Genomic DNA, 21669 nt, shown 5'->3' with positions numbered 1-21669 from the left:
CATGGACTTCGAACGGCTCAACGTCGATCGCAAGGAACTCCAGCGTCGCAATCGCGGCCTGGGCCTTGCGGTCGGCGCCCTCGCCATCGGCCAGATCCTCACGCTGGTCGCCCTCCTGAACGTACTCGGAGCGGAGCGCACGGTGGTCGTGCCACCGACCCTCAACAAGTCCTTCTGGGTCACCGACGAGAAGGCCAGCGGCGCCTATCTGGAGCAGATGGGCACCTTCATCGCCTGGCTGATCCTCGACGTCACGCCCGCCACGATCGACTGGAAGAAGGACGTCCTGCTGACCTACGTCGAACCGGCCCAGCACGGCGCGCTCAAGTCCCGGCAGGAGGTGGAGGCCGAGCGCCTGAAGCGCATCAACGCCACCACGGCGTTCGCCCTCGATCAACTCGTGCCCAGCGAGAACGGCCGGAGCGTCGTAATCCGGGGCCGCCTGCGCACCCTGGTGAACGGGATCGAAACTGCCAACGAACCCAAGGCCTACCGGGTCGAGTTCGGCTTCTCCGGCGCGCGCATGCACCTGAAAACCTTCCAGGAGGTGCCCTATGCAAGCCACTGAAACGCGCGCCCTGCCCACCCGTCTGGTGTGCGCCCTGGCGCTCCTCTTCGCCATGGGCAGCGCCCAGGCCCTGCAGGTCGTCGATGCCAGCGACGGCGCATCGGTGGAAGCCATCCTGTCGATCCAGGAGCCGACCCGCATTCGCATCGAGGGCAGCGCCATCACGGATGTCTTCGGCAACATCTACAGCAGCGGTTGCGCGGCCTTGCCGACGCCAGCGGCCCTCCCTGTCGGCGCTTCGCCAGCCGTGGGCACGCCCGCTTCCGCGCCGCCCGCCTCGGCGATCAACCCCGCCGGCGAGATCGTGCTCGAGTGCGATCGGGACAAGGGCGAAATCTACGTCCGGCCCATGGGCGAAGGCAAGAAGCCCATCAACCTCTTCGTGTCGTCGGCACGCGGAACCTACACGCTCGTGCTGCGCCGGGCCGACACGCCGGCCGACACCATCGTCATCCGGGACAAGGCTGCCCTGCAGCGCCGTGCCGAAACCGCGGCAGCCCGCCCTGCTCCAGGCGCCGCCGCCAGCCATGTGCGGGGCCTGAAGGCCCTGTTGGTGGCCATGGCCTCCGAGCGCGTACCCTCCGACATCCAGGTCGAGACCGTTGGCCAGCCGGTGGCCTTGTGGCGCGAGGCCCGGTTCACGCTCGAACGCACCTACCGCGGACGCGGCCTGCTCGGTGAGCGCTATGTGCTGCAGAACGTCAGCGACGCCCCCATGGTGCTGACCGAAGCCGAGTTCGACCGGGAGGACGACGAGTCCGGCCGCGTGGCCGGCATCGCCATCGAACACCACAACCTGCGTCCGGGTGAGCGTACCGCGGTCTTCGTGATCCGCAAGGAGGTTCAGCCATGAACGGGCAGATTCCTCCCCTGCGCGAGCGCGCGGGCAGCGCACTGCGCGGCATCGCCGAACGCTTGTCGCCGCGCCAGCGCCAATACGCCTTGCTGGGCCTGATCCTGGTCGCCGGCGTCGGTCTCCTCTGGATGATCCTCGCGCTCACCGCGTCACCACCGCACCCCGGCGGCACGCCCAAGCCCCAGGACCAAGCCCGCGGAGTCACCAACATCGGCGTCCTGCCACCCGGCGCCCAGGTCAATCCGGTGGACCAGTGGGTCGGCACCGCCGGCCGCAAGCTCGCCCAGTACGAATCCGAACGCGAAGAACAAAACCGGCTGAATAAGGAGCGCTCAGCGTTCGAGCAGCGCACGATGCAACGCTTTGCCGAACTCGAGCAGAAGCTGACCTCGGCGAGCCAGGCTGCCGCTTCGGTGCAGCCGCCCGCCGCACCCGCACCCACAGCGCCGACGACGGCAATGCCGCCGGCCGAGGCGCTCCCGCAAAGGCCCGCCGGCCATGACAGCGCCCAACCGGGCATGCCTCCCGGCACACCGGCGATGCCCATTGCCCCCACCTTGCCGGAAACACCGCGCATCACGCGGATCACGATCACCCCGCGCGACAACGCCGCAAACCACCCCGCACAGCCAGCCAACACCGAAACACCGGCGCGCGCCGATGGCACAAAGGCCGCCGAGACCCGCACCATCTCGACCTTCCTGCCCGTGAGCTTCACCCGCGGAACCTTGCTCGGCGGCCTGGATGCACCCACCGGCGGCCAGTCCCAGAGCAATCCACACCCGGTCCTGATCCGGCTGTCCGACACCTCGGTCCTGCCCAACCGCATGCGTGGCGAGTACCGGGAGTGCTTCGTGATCGCCGCGGGTTACGGCGACATCAGCTCCGAGCGGGCCTATCTGCGCACCGAGTCCCTCTCCTGCGTGCGCCCTGACGGCGCGACGCTGGAAGCGCGCATCCAGGGCTCGATCTACGGAGAAGACGGCAAGGTCGGTCTGCGCGGCAGGCTCGTGACGAAGCAGGGCCAGATGCTTGCGAACGCGCTGCTTGCCGGTGTCGTCAGCGGCATCGGCCAGGGCCTTGCGACCTCGTCCACCGAGTACAGCACCTCGGCGCTGGGGACGGTGGCCACCGCCAACGGCTCGGACGCCTACCGCGCCGGCCTGGGCTCCGGTGTGGGCAAGGCCCTCGACCGCCTTGCCCAGTACTACATCAAGTTGGCCGAGAACACCTTCCCGGTCATCGAGGTCGATGCCGGCCGTGAGATCGACGTGGTGATCACCAAAGGCGTGCGCATCGATATCCCGATGACCGCTGCGGCGACCACCGGCCGCAGCGCCCTGTCCCCCGCCAACCGTTACCTGGAGGCTTCCGATGACCCGAATTACTGATGGCGGGCCCATGCCCCCGCACGTGTCCATGCGCAAACGCACGCTCGTCACCGGGGCGCTGCTCGCCCTGCTGGCGGCATCGGAGATCGCGCCCACCGCCCACGCGGCGCCCGACGAAGCCAGCCGCTTGCGCGCCACGCTCGAACAAACCCACCCGGGTACCCGCTTCACCGACATCGCCCCGGCCCCTGTCAAGGGGCTGTACGAAGTCTGGATGGACGGGAACGTGGCCTACGTGCTCGCCCATGATCCCCGCTACTTCCTCTTCGGGCGGCTCTTCGACACTCAGGCGATGAAGGATCTCACCGGCCCCAGGCTCGCCCAGCGAGCCCCGTCCGATCCGGGCATGGCCGCCGCCAAGCCGATCGCCTTCGATCAACTGCCGCTTCATGACGCCATCAAGACGGTCCGTGGTGACGGTGCCCGCAAGCTGGCCGTGGTCAGCGACCCGGCCTGCCCGTACTGCAAGCAGCTGGAAGCGGAGCTTGCCGCCATCGACAACGTCACGGTCTACACCTTCCTCGTCCCCTTCCTGGGCGAAGCGCGTCCAATCGCCATCTGGTGCGCGGCGGACCGGGTGGCTGCCTGGCGCGACTGGATGAGCAAGGGCGATGCGAGCCGGCAGCACACCGGCACACCCTGCACCCACCCCATCGCGCGCAATCTCGCGCTGGCCCGCGGCTTCGGCATCCAGGGCACGCCCACCCTCATCTGGGCCGATGGGGAGCGCACCGAAGGCTTCATCGACCGGGCCGCCATCGAATCCCGACTCGCGGCGACCGCCATGGGAGGCCGGCCATGAGTGCTTTCGTTCATTTCCCCCTGATCCATCCCGCGCTCCGACTCCTCCCGCTCCTGTCCGCGCTCACCCTGGGCGGCTGCGTCTCCATGTCCGGCCTGGGCGGCGACTCCAAGTACGCATGCCAGGCCCCCGAAGGGGTGGCGTGCGATTCCGTCTCCGGCACCTATGCGAACGCGGTGGCGAACAACCTGCCGGGCCAGCGCAAGCGCGAGTCCCCGGCAGACACGCGGAAGCCGGAGACCCCCACGCCTCGCACCTCGGCCCCGGCGCACACGGGCCTGCCGGCCGCCGGCAGTTCGTCCCCGCAGGAGGATGGGACCCCGCTGCGCGCGCAATCGCGCTACCTGCGCCTGTGGATCAAGCCCTGGGAGGACATCGACGGCGACCTCTACGATCAGGCCCACGTCTACGTCCAGATCGACCAGGGCCGCTGGCTGATCGACCATGTGCAGCAGCGCATACGCGACGCCAACGCGCCCCTGCGTCCGCCGCCATCGACCTCCGCGCCCTCGAACGCAAGCGAAGGCACCAGTTCCCCAGCACAGCCCGCGGGAAGGCCCATTCTCCCGGCGCCGGCTCGCCTCTTGAACAGCCCCAGCGAGGTGTCGCAATGAGCATCGTCACCGACACCCCACGGCCCGAGCAACGGGGTCGCAGCGATTGGCGGCCGCTGAACCTGCCTTTCGGCCTGGGCGTCTCGCCGGACACCCCGGCCGAGCAGTTCGCCAGCTGGCTCCCCTACATGGGATACCTGGACGCCGAGTGCATCTTTGCGAACCGCGACGGCATGGGCTTCATGCTGGAGCTGATGCCCCAGTCCGGCGCGGACGATCGCATGACGGAGGTTCTGGTCTCCCTCTACGCCAACTGTCCTGCCGGCACAGGCTTGCAGTTCCACCTGTTCGCCTCGCCCCACATCCGAAGCCAGTTGCGTCGCTACGCCAACCTGCGCGTCGAGGACGAGGATCAGTTCGAGAAAGCCCAGCACTGGGGCCGCCCCGCGCGCAACGAGAACCTGTTCCGCGCCCTGGCGCGCCAACGCGTGGGCCACCTGCTCGAAGGGGCGCAGCAATCCCTCACGGCGGGCTTTCACTACACCATCCGCGACTTCCGCCTGATGCTGTCGGTCGCCTTCCCGGCCGACCCCGGCAACCTGAACAAACGCGAGGAACTGCTGGCCCTGCGCGATTCGATGGCCTCGACGTTGCGCTCGGCGTCGCTGCCGAACCGGGTCTGCGACGCCGCCGACCTCATCAACTGGTGTGCGATCTTCACCAACCCGGACCGGATGTCCGGCACGGACGCGCCCGACCTCAACTACGACGACGGCCGGGAACTGCGCGATCAGATCGTCGACTTCGACACCATCCAGGATCCTCACCCGAGCGGCCTCACCTTCTGGAAGGAATCCGGCCCGGATGTCCTGGAGGCCCGCTTCTACTCGATCAAGAGCTTTCCGGAGCGCTTCGCGCTGTGGCAGATGGGCTCGCTCATCGGCGACCTGATGCAGCCGGCGCTGCAGTACAGCGCCCCCTTCCTGCTCACCCTGGGCGTGCAGATCCTCGATCCCAATGCCACCAAGTCGGTGGTCACCGCCAACCACGTCCGCGCCACCCAGAACGCCAAGTCGAAGATGGCCGACGTGATGCCGGACGTCAGGAAGAAGCTCGACGACTGGACGGCCGCCGCCGATGCCATCGACACCGGCGGCAACCTCGTGAGCCTGTACCACCAGCTCGCCATCTTTTCGACACCGGAAAAGGCCGCGGCGGCCCATGAGGCGGCTAGTGCGATCTGGCGCAGCCGGGGCTTTCAGCTCAACGCGGACGCCTACATGCACCGCCAGGCGCTGCTGGCGAGCCTGCCCATGACACTGACCGAGCGCTTCCACAAGGACCTCGCCAAGATGCGCCGGGTCACGCGCAAAACGATGTCCAACGCCATCCACATGGCCCCGCTGATCGCGGAATGGCGTGGCACCCGCACGCCGGCCCTGGTCTTCGGCGGCCGGCGCGGCCAGCTCATGACGCTCGATCTCTTCGACAACGACCTGGGCAACTACAACTTCGCCATCATCGGCGCCCCCGGTTCCGGGAAGTCCGTGCTGATGAACGAGATGGCCTGGTCCTACCGCGCCATCGGCGCCAAGGTCTGGATGCTGGACCTGGGCCGTTCCTTCGAGAAGCTGTGCCGCAAGGCGCGGGGCACCTACATCGAGTTCAAGCCCGATGTGGACATCTGCCTCAACCCGTTCTCGATCGTCCAGGACATCAACGAGGACATCGACATGCTGGTGCCGGGCATCTCGAAGATGTGCTCGATGCAGCACGCCCTGGAGGAAGTCCAGTACAAGGCCATCTCGGCCATGGTCCTGAAGCTGTGGCGCGAGTACGGCCAGGACCTCACGATCACCGGTCTGCGAGATGCCTTCCGCACCGGCTCCCTGGAAGAGCTGGGGGCGGTCAATGATCAGCGCATCAAGGATCTCGCGATCATGCTCAACCCTTACGCCAAGGGTGGGCAGTACGAGCGCTTCTTCGAGGGCCGGGCCAACGTCGACTTCAGCAACGACTTCATCGTCATCGAGAACGAGGAATTGAAGCGTCGGCCCGACCTGCATGCGGTGGTGAACATCCTGCTGCTGCACCAGATCACCGGCGAGATGTACCTCACGCGCAATCGACGCAAGGTGCTCTTCATCGACGAACTGAAGCAACAGTTGGGCGACATCGGCGCGGACGATCCCGTGAAGGCTGCGGTGGTCGAAGAGGCCGCACGCCGGGCCCGGAAGTACGGCGGTGCGCTTGGCACCGCGACCCAGAGCGCCGACGACTACTACGGCTCGGCGCAGATGGAAGCCGCCTTCAACTGCTCCGACTGGGTCTTCCTGCTGCGCCAGAAGCCCGAGTCCATTGAGATGCTGGACCGCAAGGGCCGACTCACGATGGACGAGCCGAAGAAGCGCCTCTTGAACTCCCTGCGCACGGAAGCCGGGGCCTTCTCCGAGCTCTACATCTCCTCCCCGGTGGGCGAAGGCGTGGCCCGCAACATCCTCGACCCGGCGACCCATCTGCTGTTCTCCAACAAGCTCGAAGACAACGCCCCGATCGACGAACTGCGTGCCCGGGGTTATTCCATCGACGAGGCGATCGCCGAACTGCTGCGCCAGCGGGGGCATGCCTTATGAACCCGCGTGTCCTTTTCGTCGCCAATGCGCTGGTGAGCCTGATCGCAGTCGGCGGTGCGTTGCTCGTCTATGACCGCCTAGTGATCCGCCCTGCCCGAACCATCGGCGTCGTGGATCTCGCCGAGGTCTATCGCACCAAGGAAGACGAGTTCACCCGGCGGCTCACCGCAGCGCATACGGAAGAAGAGCGCCAGGCCACCTTGCAGATGGCCAGGGCCTTCGCGCAGCGGCTACCCGTCGCCTTGGAGAGCCTGCCGGCCGAGTGTGGCTGCCTCGTGGTTCTCAAGGCTTCCGTCGCCGGACCTACCCCCTACACGGTCGATCTGACGGCGCGCCTGCGCCAGAAGGTGGAAACGCCATGAACGCCGAACACAAGAGCCCACGCGGAATCGCCCGCCTGAAGGTTTCAGTGCGCGACCTTGTGCGGCACATGCACCTGCGCTGGTACCTCTATCTGCTCCTCTTCACGATCTGGGGCTTGGCCTATGTCCGCCTGTTCTTCGACGCCACGCCGCGCGTGCCGGTGCTGTTCAACTGGACACCGAGCCTGCCGTACAAGGTGGCCTTGCTGCACTCAGGCACATCGGCGCTGCACCGGGGCGACTTCGTTGTCTTCGCGTTTGCAGGCGACGGCATCCGTCGCTATCCGGGCCTAGCTGGGCAGCCCTTCTTCAAGATCGTGCGCGGCCTGCCCGGCGACACGGTCAGCGTCGCCGGCCGCGAGGTGCGGATCAATGGTGAGCTGGTCGGGGTTGCCAAGACCCATGCCTTCGACCGCCATCCCCTCGATCCGATCGCCCCCGGCGTCATTCCAGCCGGCCGTTACTACGTCCAGGGCATGAGTCCCGATTCGTTCGACTCCCGCTACCGCGAAAGCGGCCTCGTGCGGGTCGAGCAGGTGATCGGCGTCGTCGACCCGCTGTTCTGACGGAGGCCCCTGTGTCCCATCGCCTCTTCCGCCCCATGAGCATCACCCGGCTCGTCCGCTTCGCGCTGCTGGTGATCATCGCTGTCCTGGCGGCGCTCATCGCGCTGGGAACAGTGACCACGTCACACGCGCAAACCAGCCCTGCAAGGGGTCCGGTATCTGCAGCCAATGACATGCCCTTGGCGGACTACCTGGGGCTGCTGCAGCAACTCGCGCCGGCTGCCGCGGAGGGCGCCCAGGTCTATCTGGCCGCCTACCGCCTCCAATGCGGCCGCAGACTAACCACAGCCGAACTGCGTCAGGCCGTTTCCAAGGAAGGCGGAGATCCCGTGCTGATGGGGCTGATCCACGCCACCCAGGAACAGGACACCACCCAGCGCGCCCAGTTCATCCGGCAGATCCGTTGCACCGCAGGAGGGACGCGATGAACCTGCGCTTGCTCCCCCTCCTTGCGCCTACGTTCGCCCTGCTGGCTGGAACCACGCCGGCCCATGCAGCGGATGCCGGCGTGATCGGCCCGACTTACGAGATTGCCGAACCGCATCTCCTGCGCTTCATCGAGCAGCGCCTGCGCGACAAGGCCGCGAGTGGCGAGTTGCAGCGCCTGGAACAGGAGGCGCGCGCCCGTGGCGTCGATTCCGTGCGCAACCCCCAGCCCGTAGCCGACCTCGTGACCACCCAGGCGAAACGCACCTTCTACTTCGATCCGACCTACGTCCTTGATCGCAACGTGAGCGATGCCCAGGGGCGGCTCATGTTCGCCGCCGGCACCCGCGCGAACCCCTTGGACATCGTCTCCCTATCGCGCCGCCTGTTCTTTTTCGACGCCCGCGACCCGCGCCAGGTCGCCCAGGCCCGCCGCCTGATGAAGCACTACGACGGCAAGGTGAAGCCCATCCTCACGGCAGGCTCCTACCTCGACCTCATGCAAGCCTGGCGCTCGCCCGTGTATTACGACCAGCACGGCCTCCTGACCAGGCGCCTGGGCATCCGGCAGGTGCCCGCCCTGGTCTCTCAGGAAGGCAGGCGGCTGCGCATCGACGAGTTGGAGGTCAAGCCATGACCACCATCCGGATCCTTCGATCCCTGCTACTGGCCCTTCTCACCTGCATCACATCGGCCCAGGCGCTCGCAGCCGGCGTCGCCACCTGCACCGGCAAGTTCCCGAACCCCATCACCGACATCTGCTGGAGCTGCATCCTGCCCATCAGCGTCGGCAGCGCCCGCATCGGCAATTTCGGCGATCAGGAAGATACCGACACCCCTTCGAGCCCGGTCTGCAGTTGCGGGGTCAATCCGATCATCGGGCTCTCGATCGGCTTCTGGGAGCCGGCTCGGCACGTCGAGGTGGTCAGGAAGCCCTACTGCCTCGTCTCCCTGGGCGGCATCGACCTCGACCCTGGCATCCCGGCCCCCGAAGCGGCCCGCTTCACCCGGCCGGAGGGCGATGGCGACGGCGGCAGCTTCTACCAGGCGCACTTCTACATCAACCCGGTGATGTACTGGCTGGAGGTCGTCACCGACTTCCCCTGCCTGGAACGGGGCTCCTTCGATCTCGCCTACCTGACCGAGGTCGATCCCCTGTGGGCGGATGACGAACTGACCCTGATCCTCAACCCGGATGCGGTGCTCTTCGCCAATCCCATCGCAGTCGCGGCCTGCGCTGCCGACTGCGTGGCCGCGACTGTGGGCTTCGGCGTCAAGGAGATGTTCTGGTGCGCGGGCTGCCAGGGCGCGATCTACCCCATGGACGGCCACGTGCCTTACCACATGGGCGGCGTGCGTACCGCCTCGCTGCTGGCCCAGCGGCTCACCGCCAAGATGCACCGCGAACTGATCGCCTGGGGCTGGCATGGCTCACCCGGCCTGTGCGGGCCGTATTTCGAGCCGGTGATGGACAAGACGGCCTACAAAACCCAGCTCACCTACCCCATTCCCAACACCGCGAAGGAAGGCGGCCGCTGCTGCCAGCCCTTCGGGCGCACCACGATCACCTGGGGCGCCGGCAAGGAATACCCGGTCAAGGGCGAGGACTTTGCTTTCATGCTTTTTCGCAAAAGGAACTGCTGTGTGGGCTACTGATTCCCTCCCAGGCGGTTCCGTGATCCGCCGCTCTACCGTACTGGCTGCTCTGCTGCTTCCCCTCGGAGCTGCGGCCCAACCTGCGCCGGTGATCACCGATGAAGACCTCGCGCGGGTCCGGCGCGAGACGCCGACCGTCACGGAAGACGATATCCGCCGCATCCAGCGACAGCACTCGGTCCCGGCCGCCCAAGCCGGGTCGGTCACCACGCCACGCATCGACGCGCTGCCCAAGCCCCTGACGGATGCGATGCCCAACCTTGGCGACGTCGCCCAAGGGTATGCGCGGGGAACAGCTCCCGCACTCGGTTCCGGCCCAGGCCTCTTTGTGTTCGTAAGCCTGGCCATGCCCGAGCCCACCCTGGCGCGTCTCGTGGATCAGGCGGCACGCGCAAAGGCAGCGATCCTGATCCGGGGCTTCGCCAATGGCTCGCTGCGCGAGACGGTCGCCCGCATCCAGAAGTTCGTCGGCAAACGCGAGGTCGCCGTTCTTATCGATCCGCAGGCCTTCGACCGCTATGCGGTCAAGCGGGTGCCGACCTTCGTGCTCGCCCGGGATGGCAGCCGGCCCGCCGGTTGTGCCGGCGGCACCTGCCCGCCCCCGACCGATTTCGTCAGCGCAACGGGCGACGTGAGCCTGGACTACGCCCTCGACAAACTGCGTCGCGCAGCACCCCGCTTCGAGTCCGATGCCGGCATGTTCCTCGCGCGCCTCAGACCCTGAGCCCAGATCGGAGTGACCACCGTGCGCCGCCTCATCATCTACTTCACCCTCGCCTGCTTCGTCACGACGCAGACCGCAGCCATTGCCGGGCCGTTCGAAGAGGGCACGGCTGCCGGACAGGCGACCAATCCGGTCGCCCGAGGCACGGTCGGCACATCGAGCGCTTCGAGCGTCGTCCCGGGCTATACGACGACGCCTGCAGAGACGTCGTACTACGGCCAGCCCAGCCTATCCGCCGCCGCCAACGCTCGCCTTGTTGCTTGCTCGGGCAATTCCACCGACCCGGTGTGCCAGGCGCAAAGCACTGCGGCGACCTCCGCCAATACCCCGCGTACCGCCATCTCGCCCTACGACCCCTCGGTAACGACAGCCCGCAACATCGCCGACAGCCCGAACAGCGTGCTGGGCAGCCTTGCCGACTACTACTCCGGGTGCGCAGCTTCAAGCTGCCCGTCGAACGTCTTCTGCCTGGGTTCGAACTGCTTCAACACCAGCTACACCAACGACGCCGACTTCGCTCGGTCCATGACCTACATGGAGGCCGCACGGGAGGCCGGTGTCTATCTCGACACGACGAACATGCGGGTCTTCAAGGGCGAAGACAACCGCTGCCGTGACCGTCTGCTGAAGAACTGCTGCTATTCGGACTCGGCCGGCGCCGGCATGACCAACCAGAGCCTGTTCGGCACCGGATCGAGGCTTGTCTTCGATGTGCTCATGAACGCAGAGAACAGGCAATTCCTCTATCAGGGCATGCAGGCGCTGCTCATGAGCGGCGGCTTTTCCGGCACCTTCACCACCTACGGCGTCACCGTGGCAGTGAACGGTGCGGCCCTGCCGGCAGGCTCCGCCGTGCTCTACGCCGGGGACAGCCTGGTCATCGCCTTCGACCCCTGGACGCTGGCCATCGCAGTCGTCATCTACATCGTGATGTCGATGATGTCGTGCAACGAAGATGAGGGGAAGCTGGCCATGAAGGAAGGGGCCGGCCTGTGCCACACGGTTGGCACGTGGTGCTCGTCGTGCATCCGCATTCTCGGCAAGTGCGTCTCGTGCATCGAACACACCACCAGCAAATGCTGCTTCAACAGCAAGCTGGCCCGGCTCATCAACGAGCAAGGGCGCATGCAAATCGGAAGAGGCTGGGGAGCGGCCAGGAGCCCCGACTGCTCCGGCTTCACGGTCGCCGAACTGCAAAGCCTGAATTTCTCGGCGATGGACCTGACCGAGTTCTACGCCTCCATCGTGCCCACGTTGCCGAACGTGAGCAGCCTCCAGAGCAACAACGCTGCCCGCGTGACCTCCTGCTACTACGGTCAAGGGAAATGTCAATGAAATCCACCGCCATCATCCGTTTTGCATTGGTGATCACAGTCGTCGCGCCATCCGCGCACGCCGATGAGGTGGTTCGCCCCCCCGTCACCGACCCGCGCCCACTGATGCTCGCTGCCCTGCAGGCCAGCGACGGGCAAGCCCATGGCGTGCTCACCGGTGACATTGCCGAAGCCATCACCAAGCGCTTCAGCGCGTCCTCACCCATCTACATCGATGTCTCCACGGAAAAGCGCTACGCCCAGCCCGGATGCGCACGCCTGAAGGTGTCTTTCTGGCAGGACGGCGTGACCTTGCCCGGAGCAGCGGCACCCCGGCGCCAGACCGTCGACTTCGGCATCAACTACTGTCTCGACGGGCGTCCGCCCCGCTCACTCTCGTAGGGGGTTCCGTGGAGCACCGCCGATTCATTGCCGGAATGGCCCTCGGCTTCGCCACGCTGTTGGCGACGGCCTCCCTGCCCGCTCAGGAGGCCGGGCCATCCCAAGCCACGGCGCGCGCCACGCCGCCCTCTGCCTATTGGAGGGACCGCTGGCGCGGCTGGCACTTCTACGAAGACCCGGCCCAGGAAGGCGAGCAAATTCCGGAGCCAACTCCAGCGCCATCAACTGCACCAGCGCAGCCGCCGAAGGCACGCATACCCGAGTTGGAAGAGTTCGCTCGCCTGCAGAAGACCCTGGAGGAGTACCGCAACATCGCCATCATCCGCCCCACCGAGGCCAACGTGCGGCGCTACATGGAGCTCGAATCCAGGGTGGTGGGCCAGGCCTCCGCCTTCGCCGACATGGCCAAGCGCGTTGCATGGGCGACGCCGGAACTGGACCCCACGCTTCAAGGCCGCCCGGTCAATGCCAAGGCCCTGGAAGTCTTCGACGAGACCCAGCGCGCCGAGCGCTCGCGGACGGTGGCTCAGTTGGGCAAGGACCATGTGCTGTTTTTCTTCTACCGGTCGGACTGCCCCTACTGCCACGCCTTCGCGCCAGTGCTCGAAGCCTTCCAGGCGCGGCACGGCATCCAGGTGGTCGCCGTCAGCATCGATGGTGGCCCCCTGCCGGGCTTCCCCGGTGCCCGGCGCGACAACGGCATCGCCAATGCCCTGCAGGTGTCCCAGGTGCCTGCGGTCTTCCTCGCGCAGCCCTTCACCGGCCAGATCACGCCGATCGGTTTCGGCGTGCTCTCGGAATCCCAACTGCTGGAGCGCATCGCCACCGTGAGCAGCCCCGAGGGCCAGGCCATGCTCCCCAGCGCCACACGTCAGGTCACCTTGCCATAGGAGCCGTCCATGCCCAGGAGTGCCCCACCAGCCCGCCGAATGATCGCGATCGCACTGTCCATCGCGGTCGTGATCACCCCCGCCCCGCTCCGAGCGGGAGACCTCAACACCGAGGTCAACAACATGTTCAACAGCCTGGGCGCCATCGGCAACTACACCGCGCCCGGCGCGTTCCGGGGCCAAGCCTACAACACCTACACCGGCGGCAACCTGATGATGCGCACGCCGAACAAGGTCTACCAGCTCGCGGCCATCCAGTTCCCCAGCGCGAAGGCGGGCTGCGGTGGGATCGACGTCTTCGGCGGCAGCTTCAGCCACATCTCGGCCGACGAATTCAAGAACATGCTGAAGAACATCACGGCCGCACTCCCTGGCATCGCCTTCCAGTTGGCGCTCGAAGCGGTCTCGCCGCTGCTGGGCGGTCTCACGAAATGGGCCAAGGGCCTGGAGACCTGGATCAACAATGCCCGCATCAACTCCTGCGAGACCGCCAAGGCCATCGTCAGCACAGCGGCCGAATCCCTGGGCTATAGCTCGCAAGAAACCTGCGCCGACCTCGCCATCGAGATGGGCATGGAAAGCGACCGCGATGCGGCCCGGCGCCGCTGCTCCAGTGACCGCCCCAGCATCCTCGCTTCGGCTCGCAGTTCCGGTGATGCCAATGTCCGCAACAAGGCTCCCTTCGTGGGCAACCTGACCTGGAAAGCCCTGCAGCGCACGGGCAGCTACCTGGACGACGCCGAGCGCGAGCTGATCATGAGCATGGTCGGCACTGTCATCTATTACCCCGAGGAGGATGCGCGCGATCCCGAACCCGTCGCGCCGACGCTGACCTCGATCAGCCAATTGCTCTACGGGCAGGCGGCTGGAGGCGGCACCAACGTGGTCCAGCACATGCTGAGCTGCAACAACTACAGCGACTGCGACGTCGTCTCCCTCAACACGGCCTACAGCCACACTCCGTTCACCGCCAAGGTGGAGACGCTGATGCGCTCCATCGCGGAGAAGATCGCCACACGGACCGCCATCCCCAACAACTCGGCGGAGGTCGGTTTCGTCAATCAGACCACCGAGCCGGTCTACAAGATGCTGTCGATCGGCACCAGCATCCCCGGCTCAGGCCTCGCGGACAGCCTGATCGCCCAGTACCGCGACCTGATCGCCGCCGACTACGCCTACATCTTCCTCGATCGCAACCTGCGCGTGGGGCTTGCAGCCCTGGAGAAGGATTTCACGTTGCAGCAAACCCAGCGGGAGCAAGCCATCTACATCCGCCAGCGCGCCATGGCCATGCTCTCCCAGATCGCCCAGGAAAAGAACCTCCTCTACCAGAAGGTCGGTTCGTTCCGCGCGGTATCGAGCCATCTGGAAGAACTCGAGCGCCAGCTGCGTTCCAGCATGCCCCAGCACGTCATGGACATGCTCGGGCAGCAAGCCGCCTACATGGCGCGCTGATCCGTCGCTGACCGGGGAGCGCCACCATGTGGGAAATCTATGCCTACCAGAACGCGGCCAGCCTGTTCGGGGTCTTCAACGCCGCGGCCGCCATCCATGCCTCCGGCGACTATGCCTCCGCAGTCGCTGCGGTGGCCTTCTGTGGCTTCGTCGCCGCCCTCATCGCCTATGCATTCGCTCCCGAGAAACTTCAGGGCTGGAAGTGGCTGGGGACGGTCGTTCTGGTCTTCTCGATCCTGATCGTCCCCAAGGTCACGGTCGGTATCGTCGACAAGACCGGCGGTACCCCAGTGCAGGTGGTCGACAACGTCCCCTTCGGCGCGGCCGTGCTCGGCAGCCTCACCAGCACCATCGGGCACACACTGACTGGGCTCTTCGAGACGGCATTTCAGGTTATCCCCGGCGTCGGCGCCCTGCCCAGCGAACTCCGCTACGAACAGAACGGCCTGATGTTCGGCAACCGTCTGATCCGGGAAACCGGCAGCGTGGTCTTCCAGGATCCGAACTTCCGCACCGACCTGATCAACTTCATCCACAACTGCACAACCTACGACCTCCTCGACGGGACGATCTCGCCGGCCACGTTCTCCACTTCGGACGATGTCTGGTCCCTGATGTCCACGCCCAACCCGGCACGCTTCACCCCGCTCACCAACACGACCGGCACAACGGTCGACACCTGCCCCAACGCCTACGTCAATCTAAGCACCCGGATCCCCGCCCAGATCAGCCGCATCCAGGGGCAGCTCGCCTTCCGGCTGAACCCCACGTTGCCCGGCACGGCCGCAGCCAGCGTGATCGCCGGCCAGATTCAGCAGGCCTACATCAAGAACAACATCGCCTCGGCATCAGCGACGGCAGCGGACCTGATCCGCCAGAACGCCGTACTGAATGCCATTGCCGACACCGGCCAAATCGTCGGGCAGAAGGTGAACGACCCGGCCGCCATGGTGCTCGCCGTCGGCCGCGCCCAAGGCGTCGCCCAGCAGAACGCCGCCTGGATCAATGCGGGCAAGACCGCCGAGCAAGCCTTGCCGGTGTTCCGCAACGTGATCGAAGCAGTGACCTACGCCCTCTTCCCCCTCTTCGTGCTGCTGCTCCTGCTCACCAGCGGCCGTGAGAGCCTGATGGCCTTCAAGGGCTACGCCGCCATCCTGATCTGGATTCAGCTCTGGCCACCCCTCTACGCGGTGCTTAACTATATGGCCTCGATCTACGCGGCCTACGATATCGGCTCAGCCGCCGATCTTGGCACAGGAACGAAGGTGCTGGCGCTGCAGACCGCGTCCAGCATCTACTCCCGGACGATTTCCGGCGAGGCAGTGGTCGGCTACCTGTCGATCAGTATCCCCTTCATCGCCTGGGCGGCATTGAAGCGCATGGAGAACTTCGGGACGGCCATGGTGGGCGGACTCTCCGGGCTGCAGTCCATGCTGGGCTCCGCAACAGGTTCCGCAGCCTTGGGCAACGCCAGCCTGGGCAACGTCTCCATGGACCAGATGCGACTGGCGCCCAACCGCACTTCAGCGTTCATGAGCAGTTGGCAGAACGATCTCTCGGGCGACACGTTCTCCTCGAACACACTGACCGGGCGTACCGCCGTAAGTCTGCTGCGCAACCAGGGTTTTGCCTCACGGGTCGTGTCGATGCGCGTGTCCGAGCAGGATGTCGAACAGGCCAGCCGACAAGTTGATGCTGCACGCGGCGAAGCCGTCGCCGCAAGCACAGAACGGTCCACGGCGCTCTCGGAAGTGTTCTCGCGGGGGCTGAGCAAGCTGCGCTCCACGCGCAACAGCGCCGGCTCCAGCTCGGGGAGCTTCGAGCAGATGGGGGAAACGCTGAACAAGCTGGACCAGATCGTCCAGACGGTCTCCCAGAGCACCGGGCTCAGCCAGGCTCAGGTGGCGCGTCTCGCATTCGGCGCTGCGGCTCACATCGGCGCCGACGCCAAGTTCATCGGCGGGAAGTTCCAGGCCAGCGGCGACAAGTCATACTTGTCTGGCCTTTCCGCTCAGGATCAAAAAGCCCTGGCCAGCCTGAGCGGAGATCAACTGGTGGCCTTCAAGCAATTCGGGGACCGCGTCTCCAGGGACACCAGCTTCCTGCAGGCGGTCTCGAACGATGCGAGTGAGGCACGGGAAATGTCGTCCCGCCTCAGCACGACGCAGGCCCGTTCGGAACGGGCTGATGCAGCTCTCACTGATCGAATCAGTTTCGCCAACCAGGTATCAACCGCCTACTCCAAGGGTGAGGCGATCTCGATCGACATCGCCCAGGACCCGTACAACATGGAGATGTTCCTGCGCTACGCCCAAACGTACGGTGGCAACAGTGCCGCAGCCCACGCCTTGATGTCGGCGGAACTCGCCCGGCAGTCGCTGGGGCCCACCCGCGTTCTGTCGGATGGAAGCAGCCTACCCGCTTCCTTCGAAGGAATCAGTGAGCTTCACTGGCAGCAACGGAATGAAACGGTCCTCACGCCAGACATTCAGAACAGCCATCGCGCCCACACTGGGGCTACAGCTCGTTTCGGCAGCAACCCGAGCCGGCCGCTTGACCAGCCTGCCGATCCGCCATCACCGATTCGCCAAGAGGTTCAGCAACGGGCCACCGAGATTCGGGGCAAGACTGCAGCCAAGGAAGGAGAGTTCGACGACAAGGCGGAGATCGTCAAGACGGACGATGGGACGTTGGAATTGACCTGCCCCCAGAATCCGTACCAGTCGATTTGAGGAATCCGCTGGGTTGAAGAAGATTACTCCTGGGTTTGCAGCGGCGCCGGGATGGCGCCGCCGGGTGTCTGTCGATGCTGGGCCGCGAACTTCGCTGGCGGCATCCGCCCGCAGCTGCTGTGCGGGCGCACCTCGTTGTAGTCGATCCGCCACCGTGCGATCTCGGCGCGCGCCTGCTTCAGGCTCTGGAACCAGTGTTCGTTCAGGCACTCGTCGCGGAACTTGCCGTTGAAGCTCTCGATGTAGGCATTCTGCGTGGGCTTGCCGGGCTGGTTGAGGATGTGGCGCACGCCCTTGGCCTGCGCCCATGCCATGAAGGCTCGGCTGGTGAACTCGGGCCCCTGATCGGTCCTCACGGCTTGCGGGTAGCCCCGGAACCGCGCCACCTGGTCCAGCACGCGCACGACGTACTCGCCACCAATGCCGTGATCGACGGCGATGTCCACGCACTCGTGGCTGAAGTCGTCAGTGACGGTCAGGCACTTGATGCGCCGCCCACTGGCCAGGCTGTCGCTGACGAAGTCCATGCTCCAGACTTCATTGACGGTCTGGCATTCGTGCAGCGGCACGCGTTCGAGCTTCAGGCGCTGCTTGCCGCGGCGCTTGCGCACCGACAGGTCAGCCAGCTTGTACAGCCGGTACACGCGCTTGTCGTTGATCTTGGTGCCCGCAGCGCGCAGCAGGTCGGCAATGCGCCGGTAGCCGAAGCGCCGCCGCTCATGGGCCAGCTCGACGATGCGCTGGCTTGTCGCCTGGTCGTGCTGCGCACGCTGGGGCGGATGCCGCCAGCTGTCGCGCGACAGGCCCACCAAGGCGCAGGCGCGCCGCTCACTGATCGAGGTCGCTTCCAACATCTTGCCCACCGCGTGTCGCTTCGCCGGTGGGCTCAGCGCTTTACGCCGAAGGCTACCTTCAGCGCCTCGTTGTCCAGCACCGCCTCGGCCAGCAGCTTCTTGAGCCGGTTGTTCTCGGCTTCCAGGTCGCGCAGCCGCTTGGCGTCGCTGGCCTCCATGCCACCGAACTTGGCCCGCCACTTGTAGAAAGTCGCCGAGCTGAAGCCCTCTCGGCGGCACAGCTCCGCCACGCTCATGCCGGCGTCGGCCTGCTTGATGAACCCGATGATCTGCTCGTCTGTGTACCTGCTCTTGCGCATCGCGCTTCCTCTCGGTTGCGCGGATTCTTCTCTATTGCCTTGGTACGGACGGCCGGTTGCAGGTCAGAATCAAGAAAGTCCTTGGTTCTTCAGTCCATGAGGCAAGTAGGCAGCGACGCATCTGCAACGGCAGACAATCTCGGAGACAAAGTCAAAGACCTGCTGGATCGCAAGTGACCCGAAAAGCGGCTATCGATCCCACCGCCGGATTGGCACATCCCCCTTGAACAAAGAACCAGGACTGCTGACTCCACGGATCCAACCGCTTCGAGATCGCCTGTGACCACGTCCCAAACCGATCAATGCCGCTCCGAAAGGTGCGGCAAACATCATCCCCAGTGCCATCATTCCCACTTTGGTAGCCCAGCTTTCGTGTGAAGCCACAAAGAGCCCTACCCCAGCACCAAGCACCAGAATCAAGAAGAAAAAGAACTTCCGCATACTCGCCACCTCCTGACCCCAGTGACCTGCTCCTGACTTTTCGGACCAGTTGAAACTTGAGAGGATGGCTTCCGACAGCAGAGAGGAAGTCATGCGCAAGAGCCGTTTTTCAGAAGAGCAGATGGTCAAGATCCTTCGCGAAGCCGACAAGGCGCCGGTGGCGGAGGTGTCGAAGAAGCATGGGGTCAGCGAGCAGACGATCTACACATGGAGAAAGCGCTTCGGCGCGATGAACGCCGATGAGGTCAAGCGTCTGCGCCAGCTCGAAGTGGAGAACGCCCGGCTCAAGAAGATGCTTGCGGAACGCGACCTTGAGATCGACGTGATGAAGGAGATCGCGTCAAAAAAATGGTGAGCACCTGCGCCCGTCGGGCGCAGGTGCTGCTTGCAGAAGGTAAAGGGCTGTCGAGGCGGCGTGCCTGCGCGCTGCTCAAAGTATCGCGCTCCTGCCTGGGTTATGTGTCGCGACTGGATGTTCGGGATTGGCCGGTGATCGAGCAGATGCAGAAGCTGGCGGGTCAGTACCCACGGTACGGCTACCGGCGCATTCGTATCTTCCTGCGCCGTGCCGGACTCAGTCTGAGCATTGGGCGCACCTGGCGGCTGTGGACCAAGGCGGGCTTGCAGGTGCCGCGCAAACGACCGCGGCGGCGGGTGGCAAGCCAGCGGGACCATGTGCAACGTGCGCCCGCAGCAAACCATGTGTGGGCGTACGACTTTGTGTTCGACACCTGCGCCAACAGTCAGAAACTCAAGTGCCTGACGGTGATCGACGAACACACGCGCGAGGCACTGGCGATCGATGTGGCGGGCAGCATTCGTTCGGAGCGCGTAGTCGAGATACTGAGCCGGCTGATCAGCGAACGCGGTGCGCCGAAGTTTCTGCGCTCGGACAATGGCCCGGAGTTCGTCTCGACCCGGTTGTTGCAGTGGGCCGCGGACAAGGGCTTGCAGATGGCGCTGTCGCAGCCGGGCAAGCCGTGGCAGAACGGTACCGATGAGAGTTTCAACGGCAAGTTTCGCGACGAGTGCCTGTCGATGGAATACTTCCGAAACCGCACGGAAGCGCGGGTCGTGATTGAACAATGGCGGCGCCATTACAACGCAGTACGACCGCACTCTGCACTGGGCTACCTGACCCCGGCGCAGTTCGTCGAATCCATGTCAGGCAAGGACCACGAAGCCACTTCTCTCAAGTAATTCGTGGTCCGAAGAATCGGGGCAGGTCACCAGCTTATCCAGAGCCGATCACTTTGCAAGTGCAGCGCTATCGCTGCGGGCCAATGTCTAGGCGCAAAGCGCCCGTACCTGACCGACGAAGTACTCCAGCAACTTTGACGTCCTTGCGACTACAGACCGAGACTGTGCTTCGCGGCCCCGAAGTTTGGGGCGTACTCCATGCCAACCGCAGCAAGGTCACCAGCAATGTCGTTTTGGAGATGTCTGGTGTTCGGCGCAAAGTATTCCTTGGTATTCGACGACGCAAAGACGATGGGCGCTGTCAGCCCGGCAGCACGCAGTTGGCTCGCGGCTTCGATGTAGGCCTCGACGATCACGCAGTCCTTCATTGACTCCTTGCCGCGCCGAGCAGGGGTACGAGGCTCGTTGACGCGCCTGAACGCTCGACTGGCAACGCCGTCGTTGTGCGGCACTACCTGGGCGACTTGCTTCCAACGATCGAGTACCGGCTTGGCCCGGCTGACATGTCCGTCGAGGTGGTGAATCTGGAGATTTCCTTGGGCACCAAAGGCCGTGGCCACATCGTGGATGCGCTGCGCCTGGGCCAGGAATTTCTGCAAGGCGGCTTGCGCCTCTTGTTCCACGCTCGCGACGTTGCTTGCGATTTCCAGGGTGACCTGCTCCGCCATGAGGACGATCAGGCCGGAACCCGCTTCGGCCAACGAGAGCAAGGCAAGCCCGGCATTGACATCGCCGGTCGTGACGGTCTCGCGCGTGATGTCGCGAACCACATCAAGCACGGTGCATGTGTCGACGCACAGCACCGGCGAACCCAGCCCCACTAGGCGGGAAACCTGCTGCGAACTCAAGCTCATGAGCGCGACTGGTCATATTGCTCGAGAAGACCGAGGGCAAATTCGTAGTCGATCGCCAATTCATGGGCCATGTCTTCGGACCAATGTTCCACCTCGACGAGCCAGCGAACGAGTTGATCGGTATCCAGGCGCTTCGATGTGTGGTGTGTCGCGATCAGGAAGGCATACCACCGCTCCCTGTCCATGGGATGCGCAGCACCTGTGGACTTGTTGGCCAAGCGCGAAAAACGCCGCAATGCTGCTGCGGGTTCTGCGTCGAGCCAATCATCCAATGATTGATGGGGAGAAGTCAGTTCAACATCGAAGCCGCTGACGCTGGCGGCAGGCGTTGCAATCCTGGCGACGAAGTCTCGCAGGATGATGTTGTACTTGGTGATGCCAAGTTCACCGACATTGCGTGGAACGATGTTGGAGACTTTGTAGCCTTCTCCCTTCTGCCAGAGCACCAGGCCGGATTCATCAACGTCATCGAATGCATCTCTCACGAGAACGATCACGTCCTCGCCATCGCTTGCGTGACCCCGGATTTCTTCTTCCCGCTCCTGGTCGTGGTGCCAGGGTTCCTGAACCTGGGCCAGGATGCCGGCTCGGATGGAGCTTGCCGATGAGCGGCCTTTCAAATACAGGTCTTGGAAGACCTCGATATTCTTGTCTGTCATGTCGGCTGAGCCTATCTCGGGATAATGGGAGT

General features: G+C 65.0%; 21 protein-coding genes. 18 read left to right on the top strand and 3 right to left on the bottom strand.

Annotation, left to right across the window (positions count from 1 at the left end):
* Position 1: 1 nt before the first annotated feature.
* The 17 genes from traE to NFX52_RS01925 are packed head-to-tail and all read left to right on the top strand — an operon-like array spanning position 2 to position 17330.
* Positions 2-568 carry a type IV conjugative transfer system protein TraE gene (gene traE, locus NFX52_RS02005; protein WP_055397128.1) on the top strand — a complete coding sequence of 189 codons (567 nt, stop codon included), beginning with the start codon at positions 2-4 and terminating at the stop codon, positions 566-568.
* On the top strand, positions 555-1421 hold the full coding sequence (locus NFX52_RS02000) for a type-F conjugative transfer system secretin TraK (protein ID WP_202907157.1): 867 nt from the start codon (positions 555-557) through the stop codon (positions 1419-1421). The genes traE and NFX52_RS02000 overlap by 14 nt, the downstream gene beginning before the upstream one ends.
* A complete protein-coding gene (locus NFX52_RS01995) occupies positions 1418-2815 on the top strand; it encodes a TraB/TrbI/VirB10 family type IV secretion system protein (RefSeq protein ID WP_055397130.1) in 1398 nt (465 codons plus the stop codon). The genes NFX52_RS02000 and NFX52_RS01995 overlap by 4 nt, the downstream gene beginning before the upstream one ends.
* Entirely contained in the window at positions 2799-3617 is an 819-nt protein-coding gene (locus NFX52_RS01990) for a DsbC family protein (protein ID WP_238385558.1), read from the top strand. Before NFX52_RS01995 ends, NFX52_RS01990 begins: the two co-directional genes overlap by 17 nt.
* Complete coding sequence (traV, locus tag NFX52_RS01985; RefSeq protein WP_055397134.1) at positions 3614-4231, top strand: type IV conjugative transfer system lipoprotein TraV; 618 nt, start codon at positions 3614-3616, stop codon at positions 4229-4231. Before NFX52_RS01990 ends, traV begins: the two co-directional genes overlap by 4 nt.
* Positions 4228-6804 (top strand): type IV secretion system protein TraC, encoded by a 2577-nt coding sequence (gene traC, locus NFX52_RS01980; RefSeq protein ID WP_055397136.1) that lies wholly within the window; start codon positions 4228-4230, stop codon positions 6802-6804. The genes traV and traC overlap by 4 nt, the downstream gene beginning before the upstream one ends.
* On the top strand, positions 6801-7166 hold the full coding sequence (locus NFX52_RS01975; protein WP_055397138.1) for a hypothetical protein: 366 nt from the start codon (positions 6801-6803) through the stop codon (positions 7164-7166). The genes traC and NFX52_RS01975 overlap by 4 nt, the downstream gene beginning before the upstream one ends.
* Positions 7163-7732, top strand: coding sequence for a conjugative transfer signal peptidase TraF (gene traF / locus NFX52_RS01970; RefSeq protein WP_055397140.1), 570 nt, complete (start codon positions 7163-7165; stop codon positions 7730-7732). The genes NFX52_RS01975 and traF (NFX52_RS01970) overlap by 4 nt, the downstream gene beginning before the upstream one ends.
* A gap of 35 nt (positions 7733-7767) precedes the next feature.
* The gene (locus NFX52_RS01965; RefSeq protein ID WP_055397142.1) at positions 7768-8160 is read left to right on the top strand and encodes a hypothetical protein; all 393 of its coding nucleotides are present in this window, start codon (positions 7768-7770) and stop codon (positions 8158-8160) included.
* 8 nt (positions 8161-8168) lie between these two features.
* A complete protein-coding gene (traW, locus tag NFX52_RS01960; RefSeq protein WP_238385559.1) occupies positions 8169-8795 on the top strand; it encodes a type-F conjugative transfer system protein TraW in 627 nt (208 codons plus the stop codon).
* Positions 8792-9814, top strand: coding sequence for a conjugal transfer pilus assembly protein TraU (gene traU, locus NFX52_RS01955; protein ID WP_055397146.1), 1023 nt, complete (start codon positions 8792-8794; stop codon positions 9812-9814). Before traW ends, traU begins: the two co-directional genes overlap by 4 nt.
* Positions 9815-9833: 19 nt before the next feature.
* A complete protein-coding gene (gene trbC / locus NFX52_RS01950; RefSeq protein WP_156358685.1) occupies positions 9834-10538 on the top strand; it encodes a type-F conjugative transfer system pilin assembly protein TrbC in 705 nt (234 codons plus the stop codon).
* 21 nt (positions 10539-10559) lie between these two features.
* Positions 10560-11873 (top strand): conjugal transfer protein TraN, encoded by a 1314-nt coding sequence (traN, locus tag NFX52_RS01945; RefSeq protein WP_082437388.1) that lies wholly within the window; start codon positions 10560-10562, stop codon positions 11871-11873.
* Positions 11870-12253, top strand: a complete 384-nt coding sequence (locus tag NFX52_RS01940) for a hypothetical protein (protein WP_055397152.1) — start codon at positions 11870-11872, stop codon at positions 12251-12253. The genes traN and NFX52_RS01940 overlap by 4 nt, the downstream gene beginning before the upstream one ends.
* A gap of 35 nt (positions 12254-12288) precedes the next feature.
* Entirely contained in the window at positions 12289-13143 is an 855-nt protein-coding gene (gene traF / locus NFX52_RS01935) for a conjugal transfer protein TraF (RefSeq protein WP_055397154.1), read from the top strand.
* A gap of 39 nt (positions 13144-13182) precedes the next feature.
* Entirely contained in the window at positions 13183-14598 is a 1416-nt protein-coding gene (locus NFX52_RS01930) for a conjugal transfer protein TraH (protein WP_238385561.1), read from the top strand.
* Positions 14599-14624: 26 nt separating this feature from the next.
* The gene (locus tag NFX52_RS01925) at positions 14625-17330 is read left to right on the top strand and encodes a conjugal transfer protein TraG N-terminal domain-containing protein (protein ID WP_202907158.1); all 2706 of its coding nucleotides are present in this window, start codon (positions 14625-14627) and stop codon (positions 17328-17330) included.
* Between the two features lie 23 nt (positions 17331-17353).
* Here the strand turns inward: NFX52_RS01925 and NFX52_RS01920 are convergent.
* Positions 17354-18483, bottom strand: a protein-coding gene (locus NFX52_RS01920; RefSeq protein ID WP_156358686.1) for an IS3 family transposase whose coding sequence is annotated in 2 segments (ribosomal slippage) — positions 17354-18222 and positions 18222-18483 — 1131 coding nt in all. Because the reading frame shifts where the segments join, the coding sequence is not laid out codon by codon here.
* Positions 18484-19015: 532 nt separating this feature from the next.
* On the opposite strand from NFX52_RS01920, the gene NFX52_RS01915 reads away from it, so the two are divergent.
* Positions 19016-20124 (top strand): IS3 family transposase gene (locus NFX52_RS01915; protein ID WP_369801336.1). Its coding sequence is split into 2 segments (ribosomal slippage): positions 19016-19265 and positions 19265-20124, totalling 1110 coding nucleotides; the frame shifts between segments, so codons are not numbered across the junction.
* A 149-nt stretch (positions 20125-20273) separates the two neighbouring features.
* Here NFX52_RS01915 and NFX52_RS01910 read toward each other — a convergent pair.
* Together NFX52_RS01910 and NFX52_RS01905 are read right to left on the bottom strand one after the other, a co-directional pair.
* The gene (locus NFX52_RS01910) at positions 20274-20978 is read right to left on the bottom strand and encodes a PIN domain-containing protein (RefSeq protein WP_055397163.1); all 705 of its coding nucleotides are present in this window, start codon (positions 20976-20978) and stop codon (positions 20274-20276) included.
* Positions 20975-21637, bottom strand: coding sequence for a DUF1889 family protein (locus tag NFX52_RS01905; RefSeq protein ID WP_055397165.1), 663 nt, complete (start codon positions 21635-21637; stop codon positions 20975-20977). The genes NFX52_RS01910 and NFX52_RS01905 overlap by 4 nt, the downstream gene beginning before the upstream one ends.
* Positions 21638-21669 lie beyond the last annotated feature (32 nt).

The sequence above is a fragment of the Acidovorax facilis genome (genome assembly GCF_023913775.1).
Taxonomy (GTDB): Bacteria; Pseudomonadota; Gammaproteobacteria; order Burkholderiales; family Burkholderiaceae_C; genus Acidovorax; species Acidovorax facilis.
The sequence above is the reverse complement of the archived record's forward strand: the minus strand, read 5'-3'. Positions and strand labels throughout refer to the sequence as shown.

What these genes read in the sequence shown, in the direction of transcription:
- traC (WP_055397136.1), top strand. Translation starts at nt 4,228, where the DNA reads ATGAGCATCGTCACCGACACCCCACGGCCCGAGCAACGGGGTCGCAGC.
- traU (WP_055397146.1), top strand. Translation starts at nt 8,792, where the DNA reads ATGACCACCATCCGGATCCTTCGATCCCTGCTACTGGCCCTTCTCACC.
- NFX52_RS01905 (WP_055397165.1), bottom strand. Translation starts at nt 21,637, where the DNA reads ATGACAGACAAGAATATCGAGGTCTTCCAAGACCTGTATTTGAAAGGC.
- traV (WP_055397134.1), top strand. Translation starts at nt 3,614, where the DNA reads ATGAGTGCTTTCGTTCATTTCCCCCTGATCCATCCCGCGCTCCGACTC.
- NFX52_RS01975 (WP_055397138.1), top strand. Translation starts at nt 6,801, where the DNA reads ATGAACCCGCGTGTCCTTTTCGTCGCCAATGCGCTGGTGAGCCTGATC.
- traF (WP_055397154.1), top strand. Translation starts at nt 12,289, where the DNA reads ATGGCCCTCGGCTTCGCCACGCTGTTGGCGACGGCCTCCCTGCCCGCT.
- NFX52_RS01990 (WP_238385558.1), top strand. Translation starts at nt 2,799, where the DNA reads ATGACCCGAATTACTGATGGCGGGCCCATGCCCCCGCACGTGTCCATG.
- NFX52_RS02000 (WP_202907157.1), top strand. Translation starts at nt 555, where the DNA reads ATGCAAGCCACTGAAACGCGCGCCCTGCCCACCCGTCTGGTGTGCGCC.
- NFX52_RS01965 (WP_055397142.1), top strand. Translation starts at nt 7,768, where the DNA reads ATGAGCATCACCCGGCTCGTCCGCTTCGCGCTGCTGGTGATCATCGCT.
- NFX52_RS01925 (WP_202907158.1), top strand. Translation starts at nt 14,625, where the DNA reads ATGTGGGAAATCTATGCCTACCAGAACGCGGCCAGCCTGTTCGGGGTC.
- traF (WP_055397140.1), top strand. Translation starts at nt 7,163, where the DNA reads ATGAACGCCGAACACAAGAGCCCACGCGGAATCGCCCGCCTGAAGGTT.
- NFX52_RS01930 (WP_238385561.1), top strand. Translation starts at nt 13,183, where the DNA reads ATGATCGCGATCGCACTGTCCATCGCGGTCGTGATCACCCCCGCCCCG.
- NFX52_RS01910 (WP_055397163.1), bottom strand. Translation starts at nt 20,978, where the DNA reads ATGAGCTTGAGTTCGCAGCAGGTTTCCCGCCTAGTGGGGCTGGGTTCG.
- NFX52_RS01940 (WP_055397152.1), top strand. Translation starts at nt 11,870, where the DNA reads ATGAAATCCACCGCCATCATCCGTTTTGCATTGGTGATCACAGTCGTC.
- NFX52_RS01995 (WP_055397130.1), top strand. Translation starts at nt 1,418, where the DNA reads ATGAACGGGCAGATTCCTCCCCTGCGCGAGCGCGCGGGCAGCGCACTG.
- traE (WP_055397128.1), top strand. Translation starts at nt 2, where the DNA reads ATGGACTTCGAACGGCTCAACGTCGATCGCAAGGAACTCCAGCGTCGC.